This window comes from Pseudoalteromonas sp. S3776 (genome assembly GCF_005886915.1).
Taxonomy (GTDB): Bacteria; Pseudomonadota; Gammaproteobacteria; order Enterobacterales; family Alteromonadaceae; genus Pseudoalteromonas.
In genome coordinates this window covers 26,188-42,577 of record NZ_PNCU01000008.1, presented here as the reverse complement: position 1 = coordinate 42,577, position 16,390 = coordinate 26,188, and the positions used below count along the sequence as shown (strand labels likewise).

The window sequence follows — 16,390 nt, the reverse complement described above, 5'->3', positions numbered from 1 at the left end:
AACTTTCAAAAAGCATACGTGAAGGGGGCTACACTGTAAAAAGCCTGCATACGTATGCAGTTAATTTACTTAGTTAAAAGTACTTTTAAGAAGGTGTATTAAAGGTGCTGTGTTTTTATTACTAACTTTACCAATCATTCTTTTTAATTATAAATAAAACAGTGCGGGTCTATTTTGGTGCTTATTTTAAAAGGCTTGCACGGTATTGGTGAAGGCGGTGAATGGTCTTACCAATTTCACAAAACGGAAATTATGAAAATAACTTATGTAAATATTAAAAAATGCTTTATTTAACGCTATTCGCACCCTGTATTGTGAGTAATTTACAGTGCGAACAAATGTATTTTTATAAAATTCATTAACAATCATATTGCACCAAAATAATAACATTAGAATCAGTGGGTTAGAGGTTTTATTGTGAATTAAGTGTTAATTTTTAACGCGTTGCATAGTTTTGAATACGTATGCATAAAGTTGTTAATAAAATAATTCGAGCGTTAATATTGATGCTGACAACAAAATTAGCTCGCCTGTTTGACTATCACTCAAATAAAGAAGCGGGTATCACAATATGGGTAACGGGAAAACATCATGTCTATGTTCAAACCAAGTATATTAACGTTGGCAATGGCAACTGCCGGATTAGCAAGCTTTGTCTCTGTAGCAGCGCAAGAAGATACAGTTAAAAATGATGACGTTGAGGTTATCGAAGTAAAAGGATTCCGTGGCAGTGTTGTTGAATCTATCAACACCAAACGCTTTTCTACACAGGTTGTAGAATCTATTTCTGCAGAAGATATAGGTAAACTACCTGACTCATCAATTGCTGAGTCTATTGCACGCTTACCTGGTTTAACAGCGCAGCGCCTAGATGGTCGTGCAAGTAGAGTATCAATTCGTGGTTTTGGTGAAAACGAAAGTGGTACTACGTTTAACGGCCGCGAGCAAGTATCTATTGGCGATAACCGCGGCGTAGAGTTTGACCTTTACCCTTCAGAAATCATGAGTGGCGTTACAGTATATAAAACACCTAACGCAAGTATCGAAGCCGAAGGTATCGCCGGTGTTATTAACATGCAAACCGTGCGTCCTTTAAGTAAAGGCGAGCGTGTATTCCAAGTTAATGGCCAATACGAGCAAACCAGCTTTGATAAACTAAACCCAGACGGTAACGACGATGGTTACCGCGGTACTATTTCATACATTGATCAGTTTGCTGATGACACTATAGGTGTTGCATTTGCACTAAACACCATGAGCTCACCAAACCAAGAAAAACGTTGGAACTCGTGGGGTTACCCAGAGTTTACTGCTGATGATGGTAATACGTACTCAATTTTAGGTGGCGCAAAACCATTTGTGCGTTCATCAACACTTGAGCGTGATTCAGCCATGCTTGTACTAGAAGCGGCTCCAACAGACAAGCTAAACATGACGTTTGATGCATTGTATGTTGACTTTACAGATGAAAAAATCTTACGTGGTATTGAAGTTCCTTTTGCATGGGGCCAAGGTTCGATTGACCCTGCAAGTGTATCTGTAGATGCAGAAAGCGGCTTTATTACCAGTGCGGTAACTAATGGACAGCGCGTGGTTGTTCGCAACGACTACGAAGAGCGTGAAGCAGAGCTAACCGCGTTTGGTTTTAATACTAAATACGATATTGACGATTCATGGTCAGTAGAATTTGATGCAAGTTACTCGCAAGTTGATCGTAAAATATGGAGCCTTGAAAGTTACTCAGGTACAGGGCGCGGCGATTCTCGAGGTATTGCAGATAACCTAGGTTACACCTTTAATGGTGGTAATACTGGCGCTACGTTTACTCATGACTTAGATTACAGTGATTACAGCCTTATTCAATTAGGCGGTCCTTTATCGTGGGGTGCAAGCTCTGCTTTAAACGATAAATATGGTTTAACGGGTACTGAGTATGAAAACCAAGCGCAAGACGGTTTCATTAATGCACCAACGATTGAAGATGAACTATCTACGTTAAAGCTAGCGGCATCAAAAGTATTAGAAAACGAATACTTCAGTTCTATTGAGTTTGGTATGTCTTATAAAGAACGCGAAAAAACAAAAGATTCGCAAGGTTTCTTTATGACGTTATCTGACTTTTCGCTTGATAATCCTGGCATGCTAACTGTACCAGAGCAATATCGTATGGGGAGTGTTGACTTAGGCTTTATTGGCATGGGCGATATGATTGCCTACGATGTAAATGGTCTTGTTAATGACGGCTACTACGACTTACTGGATGAAAGCTTAACGAATACGAGTCATTTAACTAAATCGTGGACAGTTAAAGAAGAAATCACCTCTGCATTTGCACAGGCTAATATTAATGCCGAAGTACGCGGCTTAGCGTTAACGGGTAACATAGGTGTACGTTACGTTCATACCGACCAATCATCGCAAGGTAATGCATTTAGTACTGTAGATGGTATTGTTGTGGCATCACCTACTAATATAAGCCACGATTATTCTCACGTTTTACCGAGCTTGAACTTATCACTTGCAATTGATGAGCAACAAACAGTACGTTTTGGTGCAGCTAAAACAATCTCTCGTGCCCGTTTGGATGAAATGAATGCCTCTATCGACGCATCATACAATACAACACCTGATGAAAACGGTAACTTTTGGTCTGTATCGGGTGGTAATCCTAACTTAGAGCCAAAAGAGGCAACTGGTTACGATTTAACGTACGAAAACTACTTTAGTGATGAAGGTTACTTCTCTGCTGCGTTTTTCTATAAAGACTTAACGCAGTGGATTTTTGACGGCACTTACGAAATTGATATGTCTGGCGTTGCTGACCCATCAACAGGCGAAATTCCTGCAACATCTGAGGGCACAGGTAGCGGTAAAGTCAATGGCGGTGGGGGTGATTTATACGGTTACGAGCTATCACTTGCGCTTCCATTTAAAATATTCCACCCGTCACTTGAAGGTTTTGGTTTAATTGCAAGCCATACCGGTATTGAGTCTGATATTGAAGATCAAAACGGTAATGAGTATGAACTGCCGGGTCTGTCTGACAAAATTCAAAGCTTAACGGTTTACTATGAAATGAATGGTATTCAACTGCGTACCAGCATGCGTAAACGTAGTGCCTTTAAAGGTGATGTATACGGGTTAGGTTTTGATACTCAACAAGTGGACATTCTGGGTGAGACTATTTGGGATGTGCAAGCAGGTTATGACTTCTCTGAAGCTGGTGTTGAAAGCCTTGAAGGGTTATCAATTCAGTTCCAAGTTCAAAACTTAACAGAAGAGCCGTTTACATCGCTTTCTGGCGATAACGCGCTGCAAGTTCGTGACTACCAAGATTACGGGCGTACTTACTTGTTAGGCTTTAGCTACAAGCTATAATAAAGGTTGTGTGTAGGAGCCCTTGTAATTTGTTTTACAAGGGCTTTTTTATAGCTACTTTATCTAATATTAATCCGCAATATTACCTAATCATTTTGTGGGGCTAAACGTGGACACTACTATGAAACCAATAAAACACGTCGTAATCGCTGGTGGGGGTACGGCAGGGTGGATAACAGCTGCCTTGCTTAATAAAGTGTTAGGTAAAGTGATTAAAATAACGCTTATAGAATCAAGCACTATTGGCACGATAGGCGTGGGTGAAGCGACCATTCCGCCTATTATTCAACTTAACAACGCACTGGGTATAAACGAGCAAGATTTTATAAACACTACACATGCATCTATAAAATTAGGAATTGAGTTCGAAAATTGGAAAAACACCTCTCATAGCTACATGCATGCTTTTGGCTCATTTGGAAAAGACTTTCCCTTTTGCGATTTTTACAATTTTTGGATAAAAGGAAAAATTTCAGGCTCTGAAAACAGCCTATGGGATTTTTCATTAAATTACCAAGCAGCAAAAAAACATAAGTTTGCACCCTTAAATACCATTCCTAATACGCAATTACCCGGTTTGAGTTATGCCTATCACTTTGATGCCACTTTATATGCTGAGTTTTTAAAAAATCTCGCAGTGGCACGTGGTGTTGAGCATGTTGATGCCAAAATTGAGCAGGTTGAACAATGTCCGCTATCAGGGAATATAAAATCTTTAACCCTTGATAACTCACAGCAAATAAACGGTGACCTTTTTATAGATGCTACTGGCCAGCGCGCCTTACTCATAGAGCAAACACTAAACACAGGCTTTGTAGATTGGTCTCATTATTTACCGTGTGATAGCGCGGTGGCGGTGCAGTCAAAAGGTACAGACGAGCTAAAACCTTACACGCGTTCAATTGCACACAGCGCGGGCTGGCAGTGGCAAATACCTCTGCAAAGCAGAATCGGTAACGGCTTGGTGTACTGTAGCCGTTATTTATCTGACGATGCGGCAACGCAGTTATTATTAAATAATTTGCCAGCTGAACCGATTACAGCACCACGTGTTATAAAATTTAAAACAGGTCGGCGGTTAAAACAGTGGCACAAAAATGTGGTGTCGGTTGGTCTTGCCAGTGGTTTTTTAGAGCCGTTAGAGTCAACCAGTATTCATTTAATACAAAGCGCCGTGACCCGATTAATAAAGTTGTTTCCGCATAATGGGATTAGCGATGCGTTAGTTACTGAATTTAATAGGCAAAGCGTAATTGAAATAGAACACATTCGTGATTTTATAATTTTGCATTATAAGCTAACTGAGCGAGACGATTCTGCTTTTTGGCGACAATGCAAGCAAATGGACATACCTGACTCATTGGCCCACAAGCTCGAGTTATTTAAGGAAACTGGCAAAGTCGTGCGCGAGAACGACGAATTATTTGCCGAAGTTGCTTGGCAACAAGTATTTATAGGCCAAGGACTTATCCCTGAAGATTACAACAGTATTGTTGACTCACTCAGTAGTGAACAACTTAACGATTTATTTTCCACATTAAATACTTTGATCACTTCAACAGTAGAACAGCTACCTACTCATAAAGAATTTTTAGCAAAAATTAAAAAGGCCTGATGATGCAACTTTTAAATAAACTTTTACTTGTAAGTGCCTGTACTTTACCAACCATTAGCTACGCACTTGACGTTGAGCCCGCTAATTGGTGGGTTGGCATGAACAAAAATACCATAACCATCATGGTGCATGAGCAAAACATTGCAAACGAGCAAATTAAATTAGCTAAATACAACGGCGTTAAGTTAAATAAAATAACCCGTACAGATAATCCAAATTATGTATTTTTAAATATTACCATTACCGACGAAGCTAAAGCCGGAACGCTGGAATTTAATAGCAGTGAAACAAGCAATAACTTTGAGTTTCCACTTCTTGAACGAGATAAAAACAGCGCACAGCGTCAAGGGTTTACATCAGCTGATACGCTTTATTTGATTAACCCGGATCGCTTTGCTAATGGTGATAAACAAAACGATACCCTCCCTAGCATGTTAGAAGCAGCAAACCCGAGCATAAAAGGGGGGCGCCACGGTGGTGATATTCAGGGCGTTATAAACGCACTACCGTATTTAAACGATTTAGGTGTTACACAGCTTTGGTTAACCCCAGTGCTTGAAAACAACATGCCTAACTATTCTTATCATGGTTATGCAATTACAGACTTTTATAAAGTTGACCCGCGTATGGGCTCAAACCAGTTATACAAAACGTTATCAGTAAAAGCAAAAGAGCAGGGGATAGGCCTAGTCATGGATATGGTCCTTAACCATTTTGGCTCTGAGCATACTTGGGTTAAAGATAAACCCACTAAAGATTGGATTAACTTTAATGGTGAGTTTAATAAAGGCAAAAATGCCACCAGCCATGCACGTCAAACTATACAAGACCCACACGCCAGTGAATACGACAAGCGCCAGTTTAACGATGGCTGGTTTGTAGAAACCATGCCTGATTTAAATCAGCGCCAACCACTGTTAAGTGAATACTTAATTCAAAATGCGATTTGGTGGATAGAATACGCCGATTTAAGCGGCATACGTGTTGATACCTACTCATATTCAGATAAAGCATTTTTGAGTGATTGGACAAAAGCCATAATGCAAGAGTACCCAGACTTTAATATTGTTGGCGAAGAGTGGACGTCTAACCCTGCTATTGCCTCTTACTGGCAACGTGGTAAGCATAATCAAGATGGCTATACATCAAGCTTACCGAGCGTGATGGACTTTTCGCTGCAAGAGTCGGTAATTCAAGCGCTAAATGAAGATGAGGGCTGGAACACGGGCTGGGTTAAAGTATATGAATCGTTAGCGAATGACTTTTTATACCCTGATACCAATAACATTATGGTATTTGCCGATAACCACGATATGAGCCGTGTATATACCGAGCTTGGACAAGATGTTGCAAAAACTAAAATGGCCATGACGCTATTTTTAACTACGCGCGGTATTGCACAAATGTATTACGGTACGGAGGTTTTATTAGATAACACCCCGAGTAAAGACCATGGTGATATTAGAATAGACTTCCCGGGTGGGTTTAAAGGCCAAACGAGTAATGCATTTACAGGTAAAGGGCTTACCTCGCAGCAAAAAGAGATGCATAACACCATTAGCACCTTGCTTAACTTTAGAAAAAGCAGCACTGCGCTAGATAAAGGCAAATTAGTGCACTTTACGCCTCAACAAGGTGTGTATAGTTATGCGCGTATTAGCGACGAGCAAACTGTGTTGGTATTTATGAATAAAAACACTCAAACGCTACAAAAAAATATTGGGTATATGCAAGAGGTGATGCCTAACAGCACAACAGCATTTAATTTATTTACTCAAAAAACACAAAAGCTTGGCAAAACCATTGAATTACCAGCGATGAGCGCAACGGTACTCGTTATAAATACGCCACAATAGTGACCTGAATACGTATGCAGCAACTGTATGGTTGCTGCAGTAATCTTTAGTATAAAGTTAATAACAATACTGACAAAAGACACGCAATGAAAAAATCCGTTTATGTATCCGCAGTACTGTGCAGCTTACTTGTTGCAACTGGGTGTTCAGAAAATAACAAACCTGAACAACAGCAAACACCTGCACACACGCAAAATGAGCTTACCAAGCCGGTTGTATACCAAGTATTTACTCGGTTGTTTGGTAATACCGAAACAGCCAATGTGCCTTGGGGCACAAAAGAGCAAAACGGTGTAGGTAAATTTGTCGACTTTAACGACGCAGCGCTTAAAGGCATTAAAGAACTTGGTACCACGCATGTTTGGTATACTGGTGTGTTACACCACGCCCTAGTTGGCGATTATACCGACTACGGTATTTCACAAGATGACCCTGATGTAGTAAAAGGCCGCGCGGGTTCACCGTACGCGATTAAAGACTACTACGATGTTAATCCCGATTTAGCCGTTAACGTATCAAACCGCTTGGATGAATTTACTGCACTTATAGAGCGTACACATAGCCACGGTATGAAAGTCATTATTGATATAGTGCCTAACCATGTTGCCCGAAATTATCAATCACTTGGAAAGCCTAAAGGCGTAGAGGATTTTGGCGCGCAAGACGACACCAGCAAAACGTACGATAAAAATAACAACTTTTATTATGTGCCGGGTCAGTCATTTCAAGTACCTAGCTCTACAACCTACACCGTGCTAGGTGGAAAGGCTCACCCTCTTGCAGATGTTTTTTTTGATGAAACGCCTGCTAAATGGACAGGTAACGGTGCCCGTGCACCAAAACCCGATATTAACGACTGGTACGAAACAGTAAAAGTAAATTATGGTGTTAAGCCAGATGGTAGTTTCGATTTTGCTCAGCTGCCCAACGACTATAAAGACAAGGATTACCATGCCCATTATGCGTTTTGGCAAGATAAAGAGCTACCAGATAGCTGGTACAAATTTAGAGATATTGCGCTTTTTTGGCTAGACAAAGGGGTAGATGGCTTTAGGTTCGACATGGCCGAAATGGTACCGGTTGAATTTTGGAGCTTTTTAAATTCATCAATAAAAATGCAAAAAAGCGACGCCTTTTTATTGGCCGAAGTCTATAACCCGTTAATGTACCGAGCGTATATTCAACAAGGTAAAATGGATTACCTTTACGATAAGGTCGGCTTTTACGATACCTTAAAAGCAATAATGCAACTAAAACAACCCGCCAATAGTATTTTTGAGGCGCATCAAAGTGTGCTCGACATAGAGCAGCACATGCTGCATTTTTTAGAAAATCACGACGAACAACGTATCGCCAGCCCAGACTTTGCCGGTAATGCCCAGTGGGGTAAACCTGCTTTAGTTGTCTCTAGTTTGATCAGCCGTTCGCCAACCCTCTTATATTTTGGTCAGGACGTGGGAGAGGATGGCTCTGAAAACGCAGGATTTGGAACGCCGACACGTACCAGTATCTTTGATTACATTGGCGTACCAGCGCACCAAGCATGGATGAATAACGGAAAATTTGATGGGGCTAATTTAAGCGCCGATCAAGTCGCACTTCGTGATTACTACAAAGCGGTTATGTCACTTAATAAATTACCCGCTGTAGTGGGAGGAGAGATGTCACCTCTTAAGCTTGAAGGCAGTGAGCGCGTTGTTGGTTTTACCCGCTCTTTAGGTCAGCAAAGTGTGTATGTGCTGAGTAACTTTAGCGCGCAGCCACAAACAATTACAGTTAATGTATCAAAGGCACAATTAGCTGCAATGAGTGAAAATACGCTATTAAATGATTTACTTGAAAATTATACCACCGAGCTTAAAGCTCATGCGCAAGGCGCTACATTTAACCTCACACTTGATGCATTTAGCAGCGCAGTATTAATAAATAAGGCTAATAATGAATAATCAAAATAATAATACCGATAAGCCAAATTTAAGTTTTTGGCAGATATGGAACATGTGCTTTGGCTTTTTAGGCATACAGTTTGGTTTTGCCCTACAAAACGGCAATGTGAGCCGTATATTTCAAACATTAGGCGCACAAGTAGATGATATTCCCATTTTATGGGTTGCAGCACCGCTAACCGGGTTGATTGTACAGCCAATTATTGGTTACTGGAGCGATAAAACGTGGGGGCGCTTTGGTCGTCGCCGTCCATTCTTTTTTGTTGGGGCTGTGCTCACAACGCTTTCGTTGTTTATTATGCCGCACTCGCCAACACTTTGGATTGCCGCCGGTATGTTATGGATCATGGATGCGTCAATCAACGTAACCATGGAACCATTTAGAGCGCTTGTTGGTGATAATCTACCAGAAAAACAACGTGCGACAGGTTACGGTTTACAAAGCTTTTTTATTGGTATTGGTGCGGTGTTAGCCTCGGCGTTACCGTGGATGATGACCAACTGGTTTGACGTAAGTAATACCGCGGCACCAGGGCAAATTCCTGAATCAGTTAAATACTCATTTTATTGGGGCGGGGTGGTGTTACTTGTTGCCGTGCTTTGGACCGTGGCACGAACTAAAGAATACAGCCCGGAGCAATTAGCGGCTTTTGAAAAACAAAGCGCTCAACCTACAACAAGCAACGTGGTTGATATTAACTTTAATAAGGGGGCCATTATTTTTGTGGTGCTGGGTTTAGCAACCCTTGCATTAGTAATGGGGCTATCCCTTGAAAAAGAGCTTTACCTACTTGCTGGTGGCCTACTTGCGTTTGGTATTGTGCAGTGGATTGCAGCAGCGCTTAAAAGTGCCAATAAAACGCAAGGTGGTTTTTACCAAGTAGTACAAGATGTATTTACTATGCCAGAGGCCATGAAACAGCTTGCCTGGGTGCAGTTTTTTAGCTGGTTTACTTTATTTGCCATGTGGATTTATACCACGGCGGCAGTTACAAGCTTTCATTATGGTAGTAGCGATGCAACCTCTAAAGCATTTAACGATGGTGCAGACTGGGTAGGCATTTTATTTGCCGCGTACAATGGTTTTGCCGCTATTGCCGCTATGTGTATTCCGTTTTTAGTTAAAAAAATGGGGTTAAAAGGCGCGCATTGTTTTAATTTATTGCTGGGCGCATTAGGCCTTGCAAGCTTTATGTTTATTCAAGATCCTAAAATGTTACTTATTCCTATGATTGGTGTGGGCTTTGCGTGGGCGTCTATTTTATCGCTGCCTTACGCCATGTTAAGTAATGCTCTACCGAGTAACAAAATGGGCGTTTACATGGGTATTTTTAACTTTTTTATAGTTATACCTCAGTTACTTGCCGCCAGTATTTTAGGGCTTATTTTACGCCATGCATTTTCAAATCAACCTATTTACGCATTATTAATTGGTGCAGCCTCGTTTGTTGTTGCCGGCATTGCTGTAATGCGCGTTAAAAATTCAAATTAAGGACACACAATGAAAAAATACAACCTTATCACCGCCTCACTTTTAACGTTAGGTTTAACGGCTTGTGGCGCTCAAAACACAAGCACGACTGATGAAACTACCGCTGCACAAGTTACATCGGCACCTGGTGCCCCAGGCGCAGAGCCGTTTTGGGCTTATGCAGGTAAAACAGGTATTGGTACATCTTTTGAACAATACCAAAACGGACAATATACGGATGCAGCTGCAACGGGTGATGTATCTAAAGTATGGTTTTCAATTGCAAAAGGTATGATCACCGAAACCATGTTTGGGCTTATTCATCAAGCACAAATTAAAGACATGCAATTTGTTGTTACAGGTAAAGACTTTACCGTTAGTGAAGCCGACGAATTAGATGTCACCATAGATTACTTATATAAAGATGCACAAGGTCGCCCACTTTCGCTTGCTTATAAAGTAACAAGCACTGACAAACAAGGCCGCTTTAGCCTAGAAAAACACATATTTACCGACCCTGACGGGCAAACCCTGTTTATACGCAGCATATTTAATACTGAGCTTGAAGGGCTAAAAGCGTATGTGTCTGTTAATCCGTACATTAACAACAACGGCTTAGGTGACTTTGCTAAAACAACAGATCACGGCCTCGTTGCATGGGAAGACGATAACTATTTATCACTTCAATCAGCAACCCCTTTTAAAGCTAAAACAGTGGGCTTTACAGGGGAAAGCGATGGTATTAACGCACTTAAAACAACGCAATCTTTAAAAAACCAATACACAAATACTGGCGAAACTGCAGGTAACGTAAGTATGTTGGCAGAGCTTGGTGAAATAAGCGCAAATACCACCTTTGATTTGGCTCTAAGCTTTGGCAAAACGCAGCAGCAAAGTTTCAATGAAGGTAAAAAAAGCTTAGCGAAAGGGTATCAAACAGTACTTGAACACTATAACGGAAAAGGGGAAGCGCTGGGCTGGCAAGATTACCTACAAAGCCTAAAACCGCTTAATAGCATGGTTGAGCAAACCGCCGATAACGGCAAGCTTTTATACACCAGTGCCATGGTATTAAAAGCACAAGAAGATAAAACACACGCAGGGGCATTAATTGCTTCTCTATCTAATCCGTGGGGCGAAACGGTATCTGCTAAAGAGGGTTCTACAGGTTATAAAGCAGTGTGGGTGCGCGATTTTTATCAAGTAGCCATGGCATTTATGGCGCTTGGCGATACTGCCACAGCAAAAACAGCATTCGAATACCTTGAAAAAGTACAAGTAAACAGCAAAACACCGGGCAATAATGGCGATACAGGCTGGTTTTTACAAAAAACACATGTAGATGGTGAACTAGAATGGGTAGGCGTACAGCTTGACCAAACTGCTATGCCTATAATGCTTGCTTGGAAGTTACACAAAGCCAATGTACTTAGCGATGAAGAGCTAAAAAGTTGGTACGGCAAAATGTTAAAACCTGCGGCTGATTTTTTAGTGGATGGCGGGCTTGCTAAAATTTTGTGGAACGACACACAAATTACACCACCGGCAACACAGCAAGAGCGCTGGGAAGAGCAAGAAGGTTACTCCCCTTCAACAACTGCAGCAATAGTCGCTGGCCTTATTACCGCAAGCGATATCGCAACGCTTAGTGGCGATGATAAAAACGCAAAGCGCTACCTTGTTACGGCTAAAAAATACAGTAATGACATCGAATCGCACATGTTTACTACCGAAGGTAACTTAAAAGGCGAGAATAGCGATGGCGAATACTTTATTCGTATAGGCCAAGATACCGATGCAAATTCAGACACTAAAATTAACGCTAATAATGGCCGCGAAGGGTTTAATAAAAAGCAAATTTTAGATGGCGGATTTTTAGAGCTAGTACGCTACGGCGTTCGCGATGCTAACGACGAAAGCATTGTTAAAACACTGCCAGAGTACGATGACGAAACGCTTGAAGATAACTTACAAGTTAGATACAGCTTTAGCTTTGACGATGGCAGCGGCACATTTGCAGGCTACCGTCGATATGGTAACGACGGCTACGGTGAAGATGAAGTAACAAGCACTAATTACGCAGAAGGTGGTAGCAACACACCAGGTCAACGCGGTCGTGTTTGGCCATTTTTCACTGGTGAGCGCGGGCATTACGAAATCGCAGCAGCGAATGCAAACAACGCTCTGGATGATGCTAAACAAGCACAAATTAAAAACAGCTATGTAAAAGGCTTAGAACAATTTGCTAATAACGGCCTTATGTTACCCGAGCAAGTATGGGATGGCGTAGGGGTTAACAAAGCAGGTTATGAGCTTGGCGAGGGGACTAATTCAGCAACCCCATTGGCATGGACTCACGCCGAGTATATTAAATTAGTTCGTTCACTCAGCGACAAACAAGTTTGGGATCATTACCCTATTGTTGAGAAAGCTTTGAAATAAGGCTAGTTCAAAATCTAAAATTAAAGCCACGGTTAATAGTCGTGGCTTTTTTGTATTTAAGTGGGGTTAGTGTTTAATAAGCACATGAAGTTGAGTTGTAAACCCTTAACTAGACCCTCTGGCAATTAACACTGGCGGTAAAAGGGTGCTTTGCACTTCTTCCTCGCGAATTAGCTTTAGAAGGTTTTCTACCAGCATTTGTCCTGCAACGGTGGTGTCTTGCGCTATTGTAGTAAGCGGTGGGTTTATATAGCTTGCTATGGCTATGTTATCAAAGCCGACCACAGCCACTTCGTTAGGAACATTAATATTGGCTTCTTTTAAAGCGCGAATTGCACCAATGGCTATTAAATCACTGGCGGCAAATAAGGCGTTAAATTTAATGTTATTTGCTATGAGTGAGCGTGTAGCATGGTAACCCGACTCTTCAGTAGAAATAGCATTGGCCATTTTTCGCTCATTAATGGTTATACCACTAGTAAGTAGCTCATCTTTAAACCCCTGAAAGCGGGCAAAAAATTCTGGACTGTGATCAGAAGCATCACCGATAAAGGCACAATCAGTACGGTTATGGGCAATTAAATGGCCAGCAGCTAGTTTACCTCCGCCGTAGTTATCACAACATACGGTTAAATCCGGGCGGTTATCGACGGTGGCGCCCCAGCATACAAATTTTGTGTTTTGCTCTAGTAAGGTTTTAAATTTTGGTTGAAAGTCTATGTAATCACCATAGCCGAGTAAAATTATGCCATCGGCTCTGTGGCTGTCTTCGTAATCAGCTTGCCAATCGGCGCTGGCTGATTGAAACGAGACTAATAAGTCATAACCTTCTTTAGCACACGCCCGGGTAATACTGCCCAACATAGACAAAAAGAAAGGGTTTATTTGTGATTCATCTGATGTTGGGTCTTCAAACAATAATAGCGCAAGGGTACTACTTTGCTGAGTACGCAAGTTGCTGGCATTTTTATCCACTTTATAGTTAAGTTGCTTAGCTATGTCGTGAACGCGTTTGCGTGTTTCTGCATTAACAAGGGGACTATTACGTAAAGCGCGAGATACCGTTGATTGTGAAACGCCAGCATAATGGGCTATGTCAAATGAGGTGGCTTTACCTTTCATTGTTACAACTTAAATAAATGCTAAATAATTGTGTCATTTTCGACTATTAGTGAATTATTTCAAGCTTTTTACGATTTATTATTGATCTAGTCATGACACCGGTGTCATAATGTCAATGTTTTATCATTTTGTTGTCAAAACGTATTAGCTGCTATTTTATATAGCAGCCTTTTTTACTGTGATAGCTACTTTGAGGTGATAGCTCAAAGTGTATAAATAACAACGCATGGTCGTTGTAAAATAACAAGCATAAGCCGCTTACACAAAAGAGATAATACCATGAGCCAAAATTCTTCTGCCCATTTTAGCCCCATCCTTGTTGCCGATATTGGGGGCACCAATGCGCGCTTTGCATTAATTACCGATTTTAACGAGCAATCAAACCAATTTGTTATTGAACATATTAACATATTTCCTAGTGCAAATTTTGGTTCTTTAGAAAGCGCGCTTGAGCAGTATTTAACAACTATTCCTCACGTAACACCAACTCGCGCATGTTTGGCAGTCGCAGGACCTATAAAAGCAGGTCAAGTGCATCTAACAAATTTAGGTTGGCACTTTAGTGTTAACGAGTTTAAAGCGCATTTTAATCTAACCCAATTAGAAGTAATTAATGACTTTGCTGCATTTGCTTATGCAGCGCCTTATTTAGATGCAACTCAAAACATTACTATTAAGCCTGGTCAAGCCGATGCAAATGCAAATATTGGTGTTATGGGCCCTGGTACAGGTTTTGGCGCAGCGTGTTTGGTGCGTACGGCGCAATCTTGCGCTGTATTAAGCTCTGAGGGCGGGCACATGTCGCTTGCGCCTGTTAATGAGCTAGATGCTTTATTAATTAATGAATTGCGCAAAGAACACCCACATGTTTCAATCGAAACGGTTTTTTCAGGCCCTGGTATTGCCCATTTATACAAAGCAATGGCTGCCGTGAAGGGGGTGACAGCTAAAAACTTAGATGCAGCACAAATTAGCAGCCTTGCCAACAGTGGCGAATGTGAAGTGTGTGATGCAACGCTTAATCAGTTTTGTGATTGGATAGGCAGTGTGGCAGGCGACTTAGCTGTGGTATATGGCGCATTAGGTGGCCTATTTATAGGTGGTGGTATTTTACCACGTATGCAGAGCAGATTATTAGAGAGCCGTTTTGTAGAGCGTTTTTCGCAAAAGGGCGTTATGTCGCAATATGCAGGGCAAATACCGGTAACCTTAGTAACCCAAGATAACATACCGCTTATTGGCGCGGGTGCGTGTTTATATAACAGCAAATAGTTTTTTGCTTAATGGTTGTATTTGGATAATGAACAAATGAAAAAAGTAACCATAAATAGTGTAGCAAGCCATGCGGGCGTTTCTAAAAAAACGGTATCGCGGGTGTTAAATAATGAGCCTAATGTAAGTGCGGCTACGCGCGAAAAAGTGCTTAAAGTATTTAAAGAGCTTGATTATACACCAAACCCAATAGCACGCGGACTGGCGCAAAATCGTAGTTTTATTATTGGTTGTTTGTACGATAACCCAAGTAAAAGTTATATAACACGCGTACAAACTGGCGCACTTGCTGCTTGTAAAGAGAATAACTATAACTTACTAATACACCCTTGCGAACTACGTGGCGACGATTTAATTAACGATATAGAGCAATTACTACAAACCTCGCGTTTAGATGGTGTAGTACTTACTCCGCCATTTGGTGATTTTGAAAAACTCGCTAATTTTTTAAAAGCTAAAAACATACCGTATGCACGGGTTGCATCGGCACTGCTTGAAGATGATTCAATTTCGGTGCGTAGCAACGATGAGCAGGGCGCCTATGAAATAACCGAGCACTTAATTTCACTTGGTCATAAATCAATTGCCTTTATTAAAGGCCACCCTGATCATAGTGCTACGCAGCAACGTTTTAATGGCTACAGACGTGCTTTGGCAAGCCACGGTATAGAATTTGATGAGCGTTTAGTTGAAGAGGGTAACTTTAGTTATCACTCAGGTGTAGACAGCGCACGCAGTATTTTAGATTTGTCACCAAGGCCTACGGCAGTATTTGCATCGAATGATTACATGGCGGCGGCGGTACTAAAACTTGCCACACAGCGTCAATTAAGAGTGCCAGATGATATCTCTATAGCTGGGTTTGATAACGCTCCTATAGCACGCCATATTTGGCCTGGCTTAACCACTATTGCACAACCTGTAGAAGAGATGACTAAACAAGCTGTAACGCAGCTTATATCGCATATCGCGCAGCCACAAGAGCAGCCTTATCAGGTTACCCTAGAATCCCGGTTAATAACGCGCGAGTCTACTGCCGCAATTAAATAAAATTTCACTTTGCTTTTCACAGTAACCCGAATTTGAGTGACGCTTATTCGGGTTTTTTTTGGGCGGATTTTAGCAAATAAACTAAAATTAGCATGTTCATTAATTGGTCACGTTAAAATTTTACACTAATTTTGTTACTCAGGGTTGACACCGGTGTCAATGCTATGCGTTAATACAGTGACACCGGTGTCAGGGTTGTTGTGAGAGGCTCCCTGGTAGCGTACCTTTGAACGGGTAA

9 protein-coding genes are annotated in these 16,390 nt (G+C 41.3%); 8 read left to right on the top strand and 1 reads right to left on the bottom strand.

The window, feature by feature from the left end; translation table 11 throughout:
- The first annotated feature begins 591 nt into the window (after window positions 1-591).
- The 6 genes from CWC16_RS04815 to CWC16_RS04790 all read left to right on the top strand — a co-directional run bounded on the left by CWC16_RS04815 (window position 592) and on the right by CWC16_RS04790 (window position 12,708).
- Entirely contained in the window at window positions 592-3,378 is a 2,787-nt protein-coding gene (locus tag CWC16_RS04815; protein WP_138540717.1) for a TonB-dependent receptor, read from the top strand.
- A gap of 121 nt (window positions 3,379-3,499) precedes the next feature.
- Window positions 3,500-4,993 carry a tryptophan halogenase family protein gene (locus tag CWC16_RS04810; protein WP_138540716.1) on the top strand — a complete coding sequence of 498 codons (1,494 nt, stop codon included), beginning with the start codon at window positions 3,500-3,502 and terminating at the stop codon, window positions 4,991-4,993.
- Window positions 4,993-6,849 carry a glycoside hydrolase family 13 protein gene (locus CWC16_RS04805; protein WP_138540715.1) on the top strand — a complete coding sequence of 619 codons (1,857 nt, stop codon included), beginning with the start codon at window positions 4,993-4,995 and terminating at the stop codon, window positions 6,847-6,849. The genes CWC16_RS04810 and CWC16_RS04805 overlap by 1 nt, the downstream gene beginning before the upstream one ends.
- Before the next feature lie 86 nt (window positions 6,850-6,935).
- Window positions 6,936-8,795, top strand: coding sequence for an alpha-amylase family glycosyl hydrolase (locus CWC16_RS04800; protein ID WP_138540714.1), 1,860 nt, complete (start codon window positions 6,936-6,938; stop codon window positions 8,793-8,795).
- A complete protein-coding gene (locus CWC16_RS04795) occupies window positions 8,788-10,287 on the top strand; it encodes an MFS transporter (RefSeq protein WP_138540713.1) in 1,500 nt (499 codons plus the stop codon). Before CWC16_RS04800 ends, CWC16_RS04795 begins: the two co-directional genes overlap by 8 nt.
- 9 nt (window positions 10,288-10,296) lie before the next feature.
- Window positions 10,297-12,708 carry a glycoside hydrolase family 15 protein gene (locus CWC16_RS04790; protein ID WP_138540712.1) on the top strand — a complete coding sequence of 804 codons (2,412 nt, stop codon included), beginning with the start codon at window positions 10,297-10,299 and terminating at the stop codon, window positions 12,706-12,708.
- A 105-nt stretch (window positions 12,709-12,813) separates the two neighbouring features.
- Here CWC16_RS04790 and CWC16_RS04785 read toward each other — a convergent pair whose 3' ends face one another.
- A complete protein-coding gene (locus CWC16_RS04785; protein WP_055014988.1) occupies window positions 12,814-13,830 on the bottom strand; it encodes a LacI family DNA-binding transcriptional regulator in 1,017 nt (338 codons plus the stop codon).
- Window positions 13,831-14,109: 279 nt separating this feature from the next.
- On the opposite strand from CWC16_RS04785, the gene glk reads away from it, so the two are divergent.
- Together glk and CWC16_RS04775 are read left to right on the top strand one after the other, a co-directional pair.
- Window positions 14,110-15,102 carry a glucokinase gene (gene glk / locus CWC16_RS04780; protein WP_055017808.1) on the top strand — a complete coding sequence of 331 codons (993 nt, stop codon included), beginning with the start codon at window positions 14,110-14,112 and terminating at the stop codon, window positions 15,100-15,102.
- A 36-nt stretch (window positions 15,103-15,138) separates the two neighbouring features.
- The gene (locus tag CWC16_RS04775) at window positions 15,139-16,152 is read left to right on the top strand and encodes a LacI family DNA-binding transcriptional regulator (RefSeq protein ID WP_055017807.1); all 1,014 of its coding nucleotides are present in this window, start codon (window positions 15,139-15,141) and stop codon (window positions 16,150-16,152) included.
- Window positions 16,153-16,390: the final 238 nt, after the last annotated feature.

Coding starts and splice junctions, on each gene's coding strand:
- CWC16_RS04795 (WP_138540713.1), top strand. CDS start 8,788: ATGAATAATCAAAATAATAATACCGATAAGCCAAATTTAAGTTTTTGG.
- CWC16_RS04815 (WP_138540717.1), top strand. CDS start 592: ATGTCTATGTTCAAACCAAGTATATTAACGTTGGCAATGGCAACTGCC.
- CWC16_RS04785 (WP_055014988.1), bottom strand. CDS start 13,830: ATGAAAGGTAAAGCCACCTCATTTGACATAGCCCATTATGCTGGCGTT.
- CWC16_RS04800 (WP_138540714.1), top strand. CDS start 6,936: ATGAAAAAATCCGTTTATGTATCCGCAGTACTGTGCAGCTTACTTGTT.
- CWC16_RS04790 (WP_138540712.1), top strand. CDS start 10,297: ATGAAAAAATACAACCTTATCACCGCCTCACTTTTAACGTTAGGTTTA.
- CWC16_RS04810 (WP_138540716.1), top strand. CDS start 3,500: ATGAAACCAATAAAACACGTCGTAATCGCTGGTGGGGGTACGGCAGGG.
- glk (WP_055017808.1), top strand. CDS start 14,110: ATGAGCCAAAATTCTTCTGCCCATTTTAGCCCCATCCTTGTTGCCGAT.
- CWC16_RS04805 (WP_138540715.1), top strand. CDS start 4,993: ATGATGCAACTTTTAAATAAACTTTTACTTGTAAGTGCCTGTACTTTA.
- CWC16_RS04775 (WP_055017807.1), top strand. CDS start 15,139: ATGAAAAAAGTAACCATAAATAGTGTAGCAAGCCATGCGGGCGTTTCT.